Origin of the sequence: Streptomyces sp. A1277, assembly GCF_004795015.1 — a bacterium.
Classification (GTDB): Bacteria; Actinomycetota; Actinomycetes; order Streptomycetales; family Streptomycetaceae; genus Streptomyces.
This window is the reverse complement of the sequence record NZ_SSBI01000002.1, coordinates 20,356-35,640: the sequence shown is the minus strand read 5'-3', so window position 1 is coordinate 35,640 and position 15,285 is coordinate 20,356. Positions and strand designations below refer to the sequence as shown.

Here is a 15,285-nt window from a genome sequence, read left to right as displayed (position 1 = left end):
GGGTGCCGAATGTCTCCGTACCGGTCCTCGTATGCTCGGGCCCGCCGGTGCCCGTACGATCTGCGGTGTCGCTTGCGCGTCGCTCGTCCGGGCCCAATGCCCACGAACGAGTCCACGCTCCCCATGAGCCTTGATGTACTGGCCGTCAAAGCCGGGTGAGGGCGGGAGAAGTGCGCGTGAGGGACTGGAGCGATTTCGAGTGGGTGGTGTGGCGCCTTGGGGTCCAGGACCCCCAGCACCTCGCGGGTGGGGGCCCCGGCCTTGCCGAGCGGACACACGCGACGATGACGGACCTGTCGGGTTCGCTGGGCTGCGTCTACGAACACTGCGTCGATACCGACACCTACCCCGACGAAACCCCGTACTACGCCTGGTGGGTCCGCCTGCCCGCAGCCGAGCACGCCCGACGGCACACCGACGGCCTCCCGCAGGCGCTCCACCCGCTGCGCGAGTACCTGACCACCCAGCTCCCCGACGGTCTGAAGTGGGAGATCACACCGGATCGCGAATACACGCTCGACCAGGCCGGCAGCAGCGCCATGCGCACCGCCTACGACGGGCTGATCGCCCCGTTCGAGCGCGCCCTGATGCCGCTGCGCCGCGACGGAGCCGATGCTCTCGATCCACGGGCGAAGGTCTGGCAGTGGGAGGAGGACCTGCTGGTCGGCACGTTCGACCTGTGGCTGTGCAACGACCCGAACCGGCTGAACACCTGGCTGGTCGTGACCGTCGGGCTATGGACCGAGCCCCACTTCTCCGACGAAGAACCCGCCCACCGTATGGGCAGCTTCGGCTTCACCCCTCACCACCCGCTGCTGCTCCTGCCCCGCCCGCCCGGGCCGGTGACCTTCACGGCCCGGGCCGAGTCCGGCCCGTTCTCCGGCAAGAACACCTCCAGGACGAAGGAGGCCGACGCCATCGGGACTGCCCACCAGTGGACCGCGACCGACCCCGACGTCCTGGCCGAGCGGGTTGCCCGCGACCTCCAACTCCTGTGGCCCCACCTCACGACCCCGAAAGCGAGCTGACGATGGTCTCGTACGCGAAGGACTCATGCTGCACCGCCATGGCCGACGCCCTCGTGCCCTTGCTGCGCCGCAGCTGCCCGGAAGGCGCTGCGGGCTACGGCGGCTCGTACCAGGTGAACCTGGATGACGAGGAAGCCGTCGAATTGGGCGGGGTGGAACTGATCCGGGCCGCGATACGTAAAGCGGCCCGGCAACTCGGCTGGAGGGTCACCACGATCGGGATGACCGGCACCCGCCACGGCACGATGGTCTGCGTCCAAGACGTACGCGAGGTACCCGAGAGGCGCCAGGCACTTCTCACCGATGCCATGAACGACCGGATGCGCACCGCCCTGCACAAGGTGTGGGGAGCGCTGGGCCCGGCCCCGGTCCAGCGCGGCTCGGTTGCCCTGATGACTCAGGAATTCCGTGCGGCCATCGCCACGAACAGCAGCGCCTGACGCCCCTCCCCGCCCCGGCCAGCTCCGATCCGTAGCTCCGCTCGCCCCGGCAGAGGGCGTGCCCGCCGCATTCGGACGCCGGGTACGGGCCCCGAGCTCTTCCACGATGTGCCCTGCGCGCTCTTCAGCCGCCACGCACCGCATGGGCCGAATCAAGGGCCACGAGCTGCACCTCGACGGCGCCCTTGCGATCAAGCCCGCCGGTCGGTCCGGGCCCAATCAGCCCACGCCGACCTCCTCGGCCCCGATGGACCCCTCGGCCAGGATCCCGTCGATGCCTTCGATCAGCCGTGAGAACTCCGTGTTCCCGAGTCCCGCACGTACACAGTCCACGACGCGGGCGGCCCATTCCACGCGCGGATGCTGGACCAGGTCGACCCCCGCCGTTTCGCCCCCTGCCTTCCCGTCGTCGGCGAGCTCCTGAAAGATGTAGGGCAGGAACCCGGCGGTCCTCCACACGCCGGGCGCGGTGTACTTTCGGTGTGCTTCCGCTGCCGCCCGCACGAGGCGTGGGGCGTTGGTCGGGTCGTACGTCGTCATCGCGGTCTCCAGTAGAGCCCACGCACTGGCCAGGTAGGGGTCCAGCCGCGGGCGCAGCCCCGGGGCGGAAGTACCGAACCGAAGCCGTACCTCTGAATTCAGCTCGGCGCGATCGATGACGTCATAAAGGTCCATGCCGCATCGCTACACCCGCGGACAGCCGGGTGCCTGAGACTCAACCGCAGCACACACCCTGTTCACCTCGATGGCGCAGTGCAGCGCGGCGAGCGCCGGCCTGCCTACAGCGCGCGGCTGCTCCCGGTCGGACGGGCGGGAACTCTGCGTCGATAGAGGCGGCCCCGGGTACCAGAGTCGGTGAACCGCTGAATGCCGGATCCAACCAGTTACTTCGTACGGGCGACACGTTGTCAGTCCCGCTCTCTACCGTCCGATTCGTCTCCCCGCGCGCCCCCAGGCCGCGCCCGACGAACGGCGGTGAACCCCTCGTGTCCCTGACCACCGGGCTGCGTAGCCCCCACTCCCCTCTGCGCCGGTTCCTGGACCGCGAGCTGTCCGCCGGACCAAGCGCCCTGCGGCAGAACTTCCGCGCCCAGCACCGCGCCGACCACATCCTGCTCCCGCCACCCGGCGTCGGCACCGAGGCCGGCACCGTCGGCACAGCGATCGACCAGCGCCTGCGCCTGGCCTTCACCGCGGCCGCCCCCGTCGACGACGCCGCCCTCATCGGGATCGAGCTCATCGGCGAGTTCGGCGCGAACGGCGTGGGCCTGCGGATGCGCGCGGTCGGCAAAGCACTCGCCGCCCGCTTGACCGCGACCGTCCGGTCCCTCGACCTGGACAACCGGACCCTGCCCATGGACCGTGCCCAGGACGAGGAGGAGGACCTGGCCCGCATGCTCATCACCGCGACCTGGTACCAGGTCCTTGCCCGCACGACCATCGGCTTCGCCTACACCCCGCTCGCCAAAGCCACCCTCAAGGACCCCGACGGCTTCACCCTCGCCCGCCTGCTGGCGCTCCCCCACCCCGACCTGGTCGACGATGTCGTCAACCAGCTCCACCACGCCGCCCGCAGCCCCCTTGAGGACCTGCGCACCCGGACCCGGCCCGAGGACTGCCACGGCGGCCCCACGTTCGCCAGCGCCTGCATCACCGCCGATGCTGACCTTGTCGTCGACGGCTTCCTCCTCGACTTCAAGAGCACCCGCCATCCGCACAACGAGATGTCCCAGCGCACCGCCTGGCAACTCACCGGCTACCTTCTTCTGGACGCCACCGACACCTACCGGATCGACACCCTCGGCCTCTACCTCACCCGCACCGGCGCCCTCACCTCCTGGCCCGTCGAGGACTTCCTCGACCTCCTCGGCACCTGCCGCCGCGACCTCACCGAACTACGCCGCCTCTTCAACGAACTCCTCACCGGCTGCCACGGCTACGCCGATGCGCCGTACCTGGCCACCCAGGAACAGGTCGACCGCATTCGGCGCCTGCTCGAACGCCTCGCCCCCGTCGCCGGGCCCGGATGCTGCCCGGTCTGCCTCCAGGCCCTGCTCGAGACCTGCTACCGCCGCACGTTCTGCACCACCCGCTGCCGCACACGGGCCCAAACCCTGCGCAACCGCGGCCTTATGCCCGGAGGCCCACGCCCCCTGCTCCCGGGCCCACGCCCAGACCTCGCCGAGAATGCGCCGTTGTGAGCCGGACGGCCTGTTCCTCGCACACGCCGGGGAACAACATGCGTCCGTACGCGTGCCGAGCGCGGGCGTTGCCGGGCAACGAGAAGCTGGTGGATGTACCCAGAAATTCGACTGGACGACGGCGGAGTTCGAGGCCTAGCGTGCGCGAACACTGTCATCCGGCCGGGATGCTGTGGTGAGCATGGTTTCGTACCGAGGGCGGGCTGCCGTCTACCACCCGGCCTCGGTGGTTGTAGGCGAAGAAGCACTGAGGGAGGCGAGCGCACATGACGAGTTTCAGTCCCGACTTCGAGGGGTCTGAACTTCCCGACTCAGCTAGATATGCCCATCTCCTGGCCCCTGAGAGCGCGATGTGCTGGTGGTGTGAGAGTCGTCCGGCCACCACCGGAGAGCACAAGTTCAAGCGAGCCAGCCTCGCGCGCCTGATGGGCAATGGCGAGATGCTGGTCTGGGCGAGTGGGAAACAGCAGCGCGAAATACGAGGGAAAGGCGGCCTCAAGCGGGATCGCTACGGTTTGGTCAAGTTCCCGAAATCGATGTGCGCGCCGTGCAATAACGAAATATCGAAGTCTTTCGATATTTCATACGACACCTACGCACAGTATGTCGAGGCGCACTTGCTGAGGACCATGCCAGGAATCAGCATGGAATCGATCTACGGATCCGAATGGCGGCAGAAGTCATTGGATCTGGCCAGGTATCATGCCAAACACTTTGGGTGCCGGATGGTCAGGGACCGCTTTCCCGTCCCACGGTCGTTGCGCGACTTCATGAACGGCGCGGAAGACATGCCAGACAGTCGCATGGTGATTATATGCACCGACTCCGTAACAAAGGCATATGGAAGCGGAATGTCGATCAGCCCGTTCGTGCCCCGGGTGTCGGCTGACGGGGCAAGATTTACCTCCTGCGTGATGGCTGCTTACATCGGCCCCATCGGCATCAGGTACGAATGGGTCGCCGACGGAATCCCGGATCAGTTTAGAGATCAGTTCTTTCATTACTCGAACCCTGTGATCAATTATTTCCGGGATGAGAAAGATGTGGTGACGGGAGAGACTCGAAAGCCGGGGGGCTTTGCGCGCTTCTTGCAATGGGTGCATAATTCTTGATGTTGCTGGAATTCTGCTGCGAAGTGTGGAATCTTGGGGTGCGCAATCTCGCATGCAGGGACTCCTTCGCTATGCCGTGCCGTCAGCGAGGGCACTCAGGCCGAGAACGCGAACAGCCTTACTCCGGCGCACGCACCGGGCTCCCCGGTCGGCCAGGAGCAGGACGTTGCAATCGGGGCCGCATCTACTGTTGCTGGCCCCAGCGGCCGGCAACGTGCTGGCGGAGGCCCAGCGGGGCGGATCCGGATGCGAAGAATTCGCACCCCGAGCCTTCCGGCCCGCGCACGTACAGGCGGGCCGACTCATAGCCGCGGCCGTGAATTCGCGGGCGTGGCGACTAACGCGGCTCGATGGAGCTACACCGAACGGCCCACGGTCCCCAAGGCGGTGACCAGCTTTCCTGCCACCAGGTGGTGGGTGAGGTCGAGGCCGCTGTCGATCATGGTGAGGACGGTGTGGTGCTGGGCGGCGGGGATGGCCGCGATCTGGAGGCCGTCGCGGTTGACTCTGATGGTCGCCGGCTTCTTTCCCGGGTGGGTCAGGGTGATGGGCCCGTCCACGGCGTCCGGCACTACCCGTGCGAGAGGGGTGGTCACGGGGCGCCCCTTCAGTAGCCGCTCAAGCGGGTTGGCCGGTGTGCTCACGTAGTCGAGGAGGTCCTCGATCTCGTACGCGTTGGCCTTGTACGCGGTGATCCAGCCGTCGATCTGCTGATCGGCGAGCCAGCTACGCAGGCCGCCGGAACTGATGCCGGCATCGGCCGCGGCGCGGCCGATCTCATGGGCCAGGCGGCGGGAGGTGATCCCGGAGGTGAGCAAGGTGATCGCCTGCTCGGTATCGACGCCGTGCCGGATGTGCCAGGCCGTGTGCGCGAACAAGCGGGGCGTGGTGGGGGTGAGCAACGGATGGGTGTTGACGAGGTTGATCAAGGCACCGGCTGTCCAGCTGATCGCGTGCTCGAAGGCCGTGCTGATGCTGCGCACGGCCTGCTCCAGCGGCCGGGGATCGAACGGCTGGCGGTCGGGCATCCAGGTGCGCGCCAGTTCCGGAATGGGGGTGCCGGAAATCCAGTCTCGGATCGCGCCGCTGATCGGCACGTCGACGGCGAGCTTCTTCTTGAAGTCCCAGCAGCCCTTCGTTTCGGGCAGTAGCAGGAGGTTGTCGAAGACGCCGCGCTCGGACAGGAAGTCCAGGGTCTGCTCCAGCGGCCACTCAGGCGGACCGAAGAAGACGCTTATCTCGTCCAGAGCGCCTGCGGGGACCGCTTGGGCGACCAGTTGCTCCGCGAGGTCTTGGGCGACGATGTCGAGCAGGAGCGCAGAGCCGATGCTGGTACCGGTGCTGGCCCAGCGTCGTGCCGAGACGGGGTCGGTGGCGTCGTAGATTGTGGCGACCCTCTGTGCGAGCGCCATCCAGCGGGCCGGGACCGTTTCGTCGGTGGCCTGCTCCATCGCGAGCAACGAGCGCACCGGTTCCAGCCGGTCGCCGGGTGCACCGAGGGTCTCAGCATGGGTCTGCAAGACGAGCCACACGAACGCGACGAAGTCGGCCGCGACATGCCCCCTCACAGCGAACAGGAGGTCATGGAAGAGGCGTAGCTGACCCTCGGCCTGTGCCAAGGCCCCCAGCGCCTCCTCGCTGAGCAGTTCAGAGGTAACGGTGAGCTGCTCGGAGTCGGGGGTGAGGATGTCGAACTCCGCCGGCCGCGGCGGGTAGGGGCGGGTGAGAATGACCCACCCCTCGCTCTCACGCCCGGCCCGCCCGGCGCGGCCGATGGCGTTCAGCAACTCCGCAGGACTGAGGCTGCGCTGACCGGCGCGCGCGTAGTCACCCTCGACCGTGTGATTGATGACGACGGTACGTACCGGGAGGTTGACGCCGTCGGTGAGGGTGGTGGTGCTGGCGATGGCCAACAGGTCTCCTTCGCGAAGCCCTTGCTCGACGGCGTGGAGGACGTCGTCGGGAAGGTCTCCGTGGTGGAAGGCCACGCCATTGCGGGCGCAGGCGACCAGGGGGTGCTGCTCGCCGAGAGTCTCGGACAGGAACTCGGTGAGCGCCGCCGCCTCGGGGCGCACATCCAGACGCTTGGCCATGGCGGCGGCAGCGCTCCTGGCGAGGGTTTTGCTGGCGACGACCATCAGGACGCTGCCAGCACGGGTCAGGGCGGCGGCGCCGGCGGCGAACACCTCGTAGTCCGCGGTGCCGCCGGTGAGCTTGGTGTTCCGGTTCCACTGCCAGGCGTCTCGGGAGGCGTAGGACCGGGTGCCGACATTGGGAGTGGTCAGACCGAAAGTGCGGCTGGCAGCGGTCGGCCGGACATCGAGCCGGGCGGCCACCGGCACATTGGCCCGGGTAGTGGAGGGGTGGTTCTTGCTCGGCCTGCGCGGGATGAGCTCGGCCTGGTCCTTGAGCAGCTGCGGGTACATAAGGCCATGCATCCGCCGGGGGCCGCGCCAGTCGTCGGTGAAGTACACCTCCTGCGCCGGCCGAGCCGGGTCCAGCCACGACGCCAGGGCGGCCCGGTTGCCGACAGCGGCCGACAGCAGCACGAGCCGGATCTCGGAGCGGGTCCGCAGGAGAGCGAGCAGGCTCTCCAGTACGAAGCCGCGCCGGCCTTGGGTGAGGTGGTGGGCCTCGTCGACGACGACGAGGCTGACGTCGTCCAGCGCTTCGCCCGGGTTGTGGCGGATCATGTGCATGAGCCGTTCCGGGGTTACGACGTCCACGTCCCCGACGAGGGACCCGCTGCCGTCGGCCAGCGGGAAGTCCGGCTGTTCGGCGACCAGCTTGCGTTGCATCAGCCGTAGCCGGCCACGCAGCGCAGCCCGCATCTCCCGGCCGAGACTGCGCATCGGCGACACGTAGACCACACGGCCGGGCTTCTGCGCCAGGTGGGAGCAGATGACCAACTGGGCCATCAGCGTCTTGCCCGCACTGGTCGGCACGCTGATCAGGCTCCGGCCTGTGCCGGGGGAGACCGGGTTTCCCCGCTCCAGGTTCAACAACTGACGCTGCGGCCGCCACAGGGTCATGACCGGCGGATCGGACACCGCGAACGTCCGGGCCACCGCATCCGGCGTTCCCTCCGGAAGCAGCGTGTACAGGCTGCTGGCGGCCATCTCGCCGCTCAGCCCGAGAAGGTGGGCCGCGACCCACCTCGCGGTCGGATCCCCGCGCCCGGCACGCCCGTCCAGCACGCTGCCCAGCAGATCCTGAGCGGCCTGCAGGCGGTCCAGATCACCGAACGAGAGAAACAGACGCAGGAGATGAACCGCCTCGACCACGGCCTCGGCGGGTCCGTACATCGTGCCCGCCAGCGGCTCGTCGTTCATCAACGCCCGCAGCTCCGCGAACTGACGGCGCCAGGCGGACAGGGCCCGGTTCAGGTCGGGACGGTCGAACGCCAGGAAAACGACACCGGCCTCCACAGCCAGCGTGTCGAGGTGCGCCGGGAGCGATGAGGCGAAGTCCACCAGGTCCTTGACCTGCCGGTAGACGGCCGTGGCGTTGGGCTCCTGCTCACACCTGCGGTACCCCGCCTGGGCGGCGAAGGCGATCCTCAACCGCTCGTCGGGAGAGTGCCGCTCGTCAGCCAGGGCCAGGTCCATCACGTGCGCACTGACCGCGAGAGCCTGCCGGGCCCGCACCGGGTCGAACCCCCGAGTCTCGGGCTCGACCGCCGCCAGACCGTGCAGAAGCCACGCAGTCGCCAGCACATCGTCCGGGATCTCCTGGTCCCCCCGGAAGGCGGCGATCTCCAGATCGGTGATGGCCGCCAGCAGTTCCTGCGCCGAGGGAAGGACGCCGCCGGGGCGGTGGTCGCCCAGGACGGTGTCGAGTACCGCCGGATCTAGAGTGCGGTCCACACGTACTCCCTCACCTCATGGGCGAAACCCTCAAGATCATCGATCGCCACCACCAAGCCCTGCAGCGCACCGGGGTGCTTGTGGGTGGTGAAGTGCTCGTGCGCGAGGTGGAAGGCATTCGTCGGGATCGCCGTGGCGTTCAGCGCGACGCTCACACCGGCACCTGCCGACTCCTCCTCATCGACCCACTGCTCGGCCAGACTGCCCACGAACTCCCGGGCGTCATCACGGAGCAGCTTGTCGCCCCAGGAGAGCATCCCCAGGTAGGTCGCCCCTTTGCTGCTGAGCTGTGTCCAGCCCTTGCGGATCACCCCACCCGGGTCATCAGACTTTCCGGTGTACTTCTTCATCTCCCACAGACGGAAGGAGAAGCCCCATGCCCCTGCACGCTCCCGGTAGACGACGAGTCCATCGCTGCCCCCGTCGTTCACGGCGGCCTTCGGCGGTCCGAGGATCTCCACAGTGCGCGCCGGATCCTCGGGCAGGTCGCGGGTCAGCAGGTACCAGAGCCATTCACCGACATACCCGGCCAGTCCATGGTTGCCTTCCTTCTTCGCGGCCGCCGCTTCGAAGACGGGCTCCGCGAAGGCCTTCACCAGGGCGTACTCCGTCCCGGTCAGTTTCGTGCCGTTCAAGGCGGCTTCGCGCCACTTTCCGTAAGACCGGGGCCGCCCGGCGGTGCGTTCCCGCATGATCTCGTCGGCGATGATCCACGCGGCGGCGGCGCGATCCCCAGTGCTCCCGCTGAGGGTCACGACGAGCTTCCAGGGGCACGTCTGATCCTCTCCCTTGGGCTCCCATTTCACCAGGTTGGCCACCCGCCCACCAACGGCCGTCGCTCGGGCCAGCGCCTGCACGGGCGAAACGTCCGTCACCCGAACCCCCTGCTCGTCCCAAACACCCTCACCGCACCCGATGCAGGGGACCGAGGCAGCCCCTCGGCCAGGTCACCCTATCGAGTGGTCAGCGGAGAGGTGGGTGCCGCAGTAGACACCCTCAAGAGGTGAGGCGGGGACCGGTAGCAGGCGACCACGACCTTGGCGTCCTACGGGCTACACCGGCGTCGGGGCGGTGGCCCGGTAGCTCTCGACCAGGCTCTCCATGCCGGTCAGGCCGGCGTCTAGGCCGAGCTGGCGGAGCCAGTTGTCGACCTGCTCCTGGCGGTCGGTGAAGCTGCGCAGGCTCAGGGCCGGCTTGGCGCGGAAGACGCCGCCGGCCGACGCCCGGGATCTCCTGCAGACCGTGGGAGGAGAGGAGTTCCTTGATGTGCCGGTCCGCGACGAGGTGGAGCTCGCGCGGCCGCGCCACCAGGGCGGTGTCGATGTCGGCGATGCGGGCGATCTCCGCGACGACCTTGGGATCGACGGCGCTCTCCAGTAGTCCGTCGAACAGGACGGCCAGGTCCGGCACCGGGTACCGGTGCGTCCACCCCTGCTTTCCGCGTCCCTCGGCGTACTGGCAGACCCGGGCGATGATGTCGATGGTGACGCTTGCGACCGGAGATATCGCCGCAGAGGCATAGGGCTCGGGAAGGTCGATCGACACGATTGCTTCGACCAGGTGCGTCTTGTCGGTGGGCTGGCCGGTGGTGGCCTGCCACACCAGCCGCGCCTTCCGGGCCTTGTTGTGCCCGAGCCGGCGGAATCCCGTGACGTAGTCAATCGCTCCGTTCCCGAGGTTGCGCAAGGCTTGGGGGAAGGCAGAGTCGTCCAGTGCCTGGGCGAAAGCGGCGACAGCCCTCTCCGACAGCGGGCGCCAGGCGCCGGCCTCTCCCATCGGGAGGTTGATGCCGGTACGCAGGATGAAGTCGGCGGTGGCCTTGCCCTCGTTGTCCCTGTCCAGGTTCGGGGACATGACGTTCTGCCCCATGGGCAGCACCCTCGCCGACGGCTCCTCCCGGACGAGCTGGAGAATCCGGTTACGGTCGGCGGTGGCATTGCGCCCGCTCAGCCGGATCGGCGCCTTCAGCTTTATCAGCACCGGCCGGGGCGCAACATCGGCGTCCACGCGGACCACCACCACGCTGCGCCCCGACCCGTCGTCGAGGGGCACGTTGAAGAAGGCCGGCTCCCAGGGCGGATCGAGAATCGTGCTGCACCCGCTGACGATCTGGTCGATCGTCGGCTGAGCGTCGACGCCGACGACCCGCTCGACGCCCGGTCCCACCTTGTCGTTGATACCGACCAGGATCATGCCACCGTAGGTGTTCGCCATCGCCGCGATGGTCTGCACCAGGCTGGAGGAGTACTCGCTCTTGTACTCCAGCGTCAGGCTCTCCACCTGGTCCGGACGCGCGGCGAGGGCACGGATGCGATCGATCGTCAGATCCGCCGCCGACGCGGCGAACAAAGAGTTGTTCATCCCCCCCATACTCCACCGATGACCCGATCTCCACACCGAGTTACCGGGTCCGGCTGGGCGCAGCAGCCCCGACCCGACGCGGTGGACCACCGCTCCACCAGCGGCTCGAACTGCGGATCCTCGACTAGAGGTTGCCCCCGCACCCGGTGCGGTGCCCCGGGCTGAGCGGCGAGTGCAGGTGGGTGGGCTCGTCTGCCCCTGCCGTATGACTGCTTCCATCTCCCCTCGCGAGGGGAGATGGAAGGACTGCCCTGGACCAGTCCGGCGCGGTCTTCGCCGCTTTCGTACCGGCCGCGCGACGCTGTCCCTGAGGGGGATGGCGCAGGTGGTCGCGGTAGGGGTCGAGGGGGGTGGGGCCGGTAGGCTGGGGCGATGCGCAGGGCCTGGGGTTCGGGCATGCGGGCGTAGCGTTTGACGGTGTTCAGGGCCACGCCAAGCAGACGGGGGCTCCGTGGCGGGATCTTTCAGAGCGGTCCGGGCCGTGGCAGGCGGTCATGAGCGGTTCGCCCGCTGGGAGGCGGACGGAACCTGGGGCCGCCTGCTCAAAGATGTCCAGGGCCCCAACGACTCCGTCGGGGCTGTGGAGTGGACGGTCTCGGACGATCCACGATCAACCGGGCCCACGAGCACGCCGCCGGCGCCCGCGAAAGGGGGCGCCGGCTGGGGACGGTGCCGAACTTGTCTCGCCGCTTGTCGAAGGCCCGCAGCTTGGGTTCGATGTTGGACAGCGGTTTGTCGAAGACCTTCTTGCCGGCCGGGGTCAGCCCGTGACCGTGGTGTGTTGCTATTGCCGGCGTCCAGGCCGAGGAAGACGCCCATGCTGCCGGTGTCGATCACCGTGCCCCCACTCACTCGGTGCCGGTGGTGGCCTGGCTTCGGGGTCGTCCTCGCGCATCCACGTTATGCAGACCTGCCGCCCGCAGATGGCCGGGCATTGCGCCCGGCCGGGCGGTGGTCGGACCTCTCATCAGCGTCTCCGACGGCACCCCTCGGGCCCGGTGACACCACCCCCCAGGTCATCCGTTCGACAGGGGGACACAGCCATGCCGGGCCCGGAGGCCGGGAGCCCGTAGCGGGACCTCAAAAAGGTAATGAGGGCAGGCCTGACCTGTCCCTCGGAGGGCGCGGGGCTACCGCGCCGTGTGGCCGAAGTCGACGCCGGCGGCCGGGAGGCCGCCCTGGCCGGGCTGGTAGGTGGTGATCGCGGTGACCGCTTCGCCGGCGGTTACGTTGGACATCGGCAAGGCATGCAGGGCGCCGTAGCTGGACGGACCGTAGGGCATGCCGACATACAGCCTGGTGCCGGTGAAGTGGATGCTCGAGCCCAGGGACTGGTTGGCGCCGGCGGTGCCGGGGAGGCCCCTCTTGCCTGCCTCCAGAAAGACGTCGTTGGCGCCGGGCGCGCCCAGGAGCGAGAAGGTGCTGATCGCGCCCGCCTTGGCCACCGTTCCGAGGGCCTCGTCCGGGACGCCGACAGCCATTTTCACGGTCGCCGTGGTGCTCACCGCGCGCGGCGCGGTGTTCACGGCTGTCACGGTGGCGCCGAAGCGGTCACCGGCCTCGGAAGTGCCCGTCACGTCATCGTCGGCAGTGCCCGACATGTACGTGTTGAGCTCGCTGTACGTGCCCGAGGAGGTGACGCGGAACGTGTGGGCCATGCCCGCGTCGACCTTGTCGACGCCGCCGATGCTCACGTCCTCGCCCGGCGAACCGACCGCGAGGATCGACTCGGTGGCGGCCACCGCGCCCGAGGGGCGGTACGGAACGAGAGCCAAGGACGCGCCGAACTGGTCACCGGGCTCGGCAGTGCCGGAGACCGTGTCCAGATCCTGGTCGAGGCCGAACAACGCGGTGGGGCGGTGCTCGGAGTTCAGCGTGTGCCTGAAGACCGCCAGGGTGCCGGCGTCGGCTTTGGACCCGACGGCCTCGCCGGGGGCGCTGATGACCATGTGGTTGGCGTCGGCGGCGACGGCGCTGCCGAAACCGTCGTCCTTCTCTGCGGTGCCCGGCACGCCCGTGCTGTCCTGGCCGAACGTGACATTGGTGGTGCCGTACGCGTAGACGGCCATGCCCGCCTTGGCGACGCTGCCGAGGGACTCGCCGGGCACGCCGATCACCACGAACGGAACGCCGGCCGCGGTCGTGCCGGCGGCGAGGGCGTGGCCCATGCGGTCGCCGCTTTCGCTGGCGGACGAGGCCAGGGAACCGGAGCCGACACCCTGCTCGAAGTGGGTGACCTTCGTCGCACCCGAGCCCAGGCCGCTCGGGGCTCCGTGCAGGATGTCGACCATGCCGGCGTCGGGCGCGGTGCCGATGTCCTCGCCCGGGGTGCCGACGACCAGGTCGGTGCAGCCGTCCTCGTCGTAGTCGACGGTGGCGAGGGATTCACCGAACCGATCGCCGGCCTCGGAAGTGCCCGGCACCCAGCCGAGGTCTTGGCTGATCTCCGCAGTGCCCTTTCCGCCGCCGTACACGACCCGGACGAGTCCCGCGTCGTTGCCGCCGCCGACGGCCGCACCGGGGTCGGCGATGGCGATGTCCTCGGTGCCGTCGCAGTTGATGTCGGTGATGCGGACCGCCCCGACCTTGGAGTTCACCCAGGAGGCCAGGTCGTCGACGCGGGCGGCGATGCCGCCGGTGTCGGTCACGGTCGCGTCGACGCCGAGGCACCCTGCTTGGTACGACTGGCTGGTCAGGGCTGCCAGCTGGTGTGTGCCGCCCGCCACCCGCACCAGCGGGCCGCCGGTGTCGCCCATGCACGCGGCCACGCCGTCCTTGCCGGTGACGGTGGCCGTGGTGGCGGTGGACGTGTCCACCGAGAACGCACCGGTGTGCAGTTTCAACGGCACCCACTCGGTACTGGTGCGGCCGTAGCCGGCGAGCTTCAGCTCCTCGCCCGCGGTGGGCGCGGTCGTAGCCATGGCGACGGGGGCGACGTTGGTGACCGGCCGGTTCAGGCGGGCCAGGACCACGTCGCGGTCGGTGCGCGGGACGAGCTCGACGACCTCGCGTACCGCGCCGTCGGTGCCGGTGAGGTCGGAGCGGCCGATGGTCGCGGTGGTCTTCCGTTGCGGCTTGCCTGCGGGCACCGCGAGACTGCTTGACGGATCGTCGGCGAAGCAACTGGCCGCGGTGAGCAACCACTCGGGATCGATGAGGGTGCCGGAGCAGGCCCTTTGAGTGTCGCCGATGAGGAGACTGGCGGTGTACGCGTAGGCATCGTCCGTCACCGGGGCACCGGCGACCGCTTGGGCCGGAGTACTGGTGAAAGCACCGACGGCGGCTGTGGCAGCCAGCAGTGCGGTGCTCCGCGCGAGGCGAAATCGTCTGGTAGGCACGTTCTCAGAACCTTCTGTGAGAGGAGACATGGTGCTGTGAGAGGTAGCGGGTGAGCGCACGCCCCGCGAGCGTGAGGGGAGTCAGCTACCGGTGGTGATCTCCACGAGAACGTGGTCACGCTGGCTCGGGTCCGTGGTCTCACCCACGCCCTGCCACTTGTTTTTTGCGATGTCGTAGGTCTCTATGTCGTCGTCGACCGTCATTTCGAGATGCGCTGTGTGGTCCTTGGTCTGCACGCCGGTGACGTTAGGGACTTCCAGTGTGAGATACCCCTTCGGGCCGGTGACCCGGAAGCAGAAGTCATCGCGGTCACGACCGATGAACCGGAGGATGTCGGGATCGCTTCCGCAATCCGTGAGCGTGATGTGCCCATCGCCTCGCTTGAGCTTGAGCCCTTGCTCCGCAAGGATTTTATCTGCTCCCGGATAGTTGAAATCCTCGACCGCGTAAGGCATTTTATCCGCACCAGCCCGCGTGACGGACGGTGCTGCACCTACGGCCTGGGCTACGCACGCGAATGCAAGGGCTCCCCCGGCAAGGGCCACGCCGATCAGGCGCACAGACTTCTTCATCGAAACTCGCTTCATGGGTGAGGCGCACTCGACTCGCAGCAGGGGCACTTGAGTTGAGCACGCGCATGACTGTCGGAAGAGGATGAACCTATCACCGGTAAACCGGCCCAGTAAAGAGCCAATAAAGCAACAGCAAATAGTCCCGGATTATGCGCCCGAAAACCCAACTGCGGTATTTGTCCGCTCAGTTGCGCCATACTCTCGCGCGCTTGTACTGTTTGCGACCCTGTCCGGGGCATCCCATTGCGCAGGGGCTAAAAGTGCTTTCGGGTGCCGCAGTTTGACGCACATTCGGGATGGTGATTCTTCGACATGAGTCGATCAGGGAGCGGAAACGGGCCACGCGCCGGTTGGACGAGACGGCGG

10 protein-coding genes and 2 pseudogenes are annotated in these 15,285 nt (G+C 68.2%); 5 read left to right on the top strand and 7 right to left on the bottom strand.

The genetic code is table 11. The features are described from left to right. Positions 1 to 176 precede the first annotated feature (176 nt). Together E6R18_RS01540 and E6R18_RS01535 are read left to right on the top strand one after the other, a co-directional pair. Positions 177 to 1,028: a hypothetical protein gene (locus E6R18_RS01540; RefSeq protein WP_136315004.1), complete on the top strand. Its 852-nt coding sequence runs from the start codon at positions 177 to 179 to the stop codon at positions 1,026 to 1,028. A 38-nt stretch (positions 1,029 to 1,066) separates the two neighbouring features. Then, on the top strand, positions 1,067 to 1,468 hold the full coding sequence (locus E6R18_RS01535) for a hypothetical protein (RefSeq protein ID WP_136315003.1): 402 nt from the start codon (positions 1,067 to 1,069) through the stop codon (positions 1,466 to 1,468). A gap of 219 nt (positions 1,469 to 1,687) precedes the next feature. On the opposite strand, the gene E6R18_RS01530 is transcribed toward E6R18_RS01535, so the two are convergent. Then, positions 1,688 to 2,143 carry a hypothetical protein gene (locus tag E6R18_RS01530; RefSeq protein ID WP_136315002.1) on the bottom strand — a complete coding sequence of 152 codons (456 nt, stop codon included), beginning with the start codon at positions 2,141 to 2,143 and terminating at the stop codon, positions 1,688 to 1,690. Positions 2,144 to 2,454: 311 nt separating this feature from the next. On the opposite strand from E6R18_RS01530, the gene E6R18_RS01525 reads away from it, so the two are divergent. Both E6R18_RS01525 and E6R18_RS01520 read left to right on the top strand, forming a co-directional pair. Beyond that, on the top strand, positions 2,455 to 3,669 hold the full coding sequence (locus tag E6R18_RS01525) for a hypothetical protein (RefSeq protein WP_136315001.1): 1,215 nt from the start codon (positions 2,455 to 2,457) through the stop codon (positions 3,667 to 3,669). A 266-nt stretch (positions 3,670 to 3,935) separates the two neighbouring features. Then, complete coding sequence (locus tag E6R18_RS01520; protein ID WP_136315000.1) at positions 3,936 to 4,781, top strand: hypothetical protein; 846 nt, start codon at positions 3,936 to 3,938, stop codon at positions 4,779 to 4,781. Between the two features lie 356 nt (positions 4,782 to 5,137). On the opposite strand, the gene E6R18_RS01515 is transcribed toward E6R18_RS01520, so the two are convergent. From E6R18_RS01515 to E6R18_RS34595, 3 genes are all read right to left on the bottom strand, one after another. Beyond that, positions 5,138 to 8,647: a DEAD/DEAH box helicase gene (locus E6R18_RS01515; protein WP_136314999.1), complete on the bottom strand. Its 3,510-nt coding sequence runs from the start codon at positions 8,645 to 8,647 to the stop codon at positions 5,138 to 5,140. Beyond that, positions 8,632 to 9,522, bottom strand: a complete 891-nt coding sequence (locus E6R18_RS01510; protein WP_240799552.1) for a hypothetical protein — start codon at positions 9,520 to 9,522, stop codon at positions 8,632 to 8,634. Before E6R18_RS01510 ends, E6R18_RS01515 begins: the two co-directional genes overlap by 16 nt. A 121-nt stretch (positions 9,523 to 9,643) precedes the next feature. Next, the gene (locus E6R18_RS34595) at positions 9,644 to 11,008 is read right to left on the bottom strand and encodes an ATP-binding protein (RefSeq protein ID WP_240799551.1); all 1,365 of its coding nucleotides are present in this window, start codon (positions 11,006 to 11,008) and stop codon (positions 9,644 to 9,646) included. Between the two features lie 437 nt (positions 11,009 to 11,445). Here E6R18_RS34595 and E6R18_RS34370 point away from each other — a divergent pair. Next, a pseudogene (locus E6R18_RS34370) lies at positions 11,446 to 11,662 on the top strand (transposase); the annotation flags it as partial. A gap of 11 nt (positions 11,663 to 11,673) precedes the next feature. Here the strand turns inward: E6R18_RS34370 and E6R18_RS01490 are convergent. The 3 genes and pseudogenes from E6R18_RS01490 to E6R18_RS01480 form a co-directional block, all read right to left on the bottom strand. Continuing rightward, positions 11,674 to 11,827: pseudogene (locus tag E6R18_RS01490) on the bottom strand (IS110 family transposase); the annotation flags it as partial. A gap of 311 nt (positions 11,828 to 12,138) precedes the next feature. Next, positions 12,139 to 14,376: a trypsin-like serine protease gene (locus E6R18_RS01485; protein WP_136314998.1), complete on the bottom strand. Its 2,238-nt coding sequence runs from the start codon at positions 14,374 to 14,376 to the stop codon at positions 12,139 to 12,141. A gap of 51 nt (positions 14,377 to 14,427) precedes the next feature. Further along, positions 14,428 to 14,919 (bottom strand): hypothetical protein, encoded by a 492-nt coding sequence (locus E6R18_RS01480; RefSeq protein WP_136314997.1) that lies wholly within the window; start codon positions 14,917 to 14,919, stop codon positions 14,428 to 14,430. Between the last annotated feature and the right edge of the window lie 366 nt (positions 14,920 to 15,285).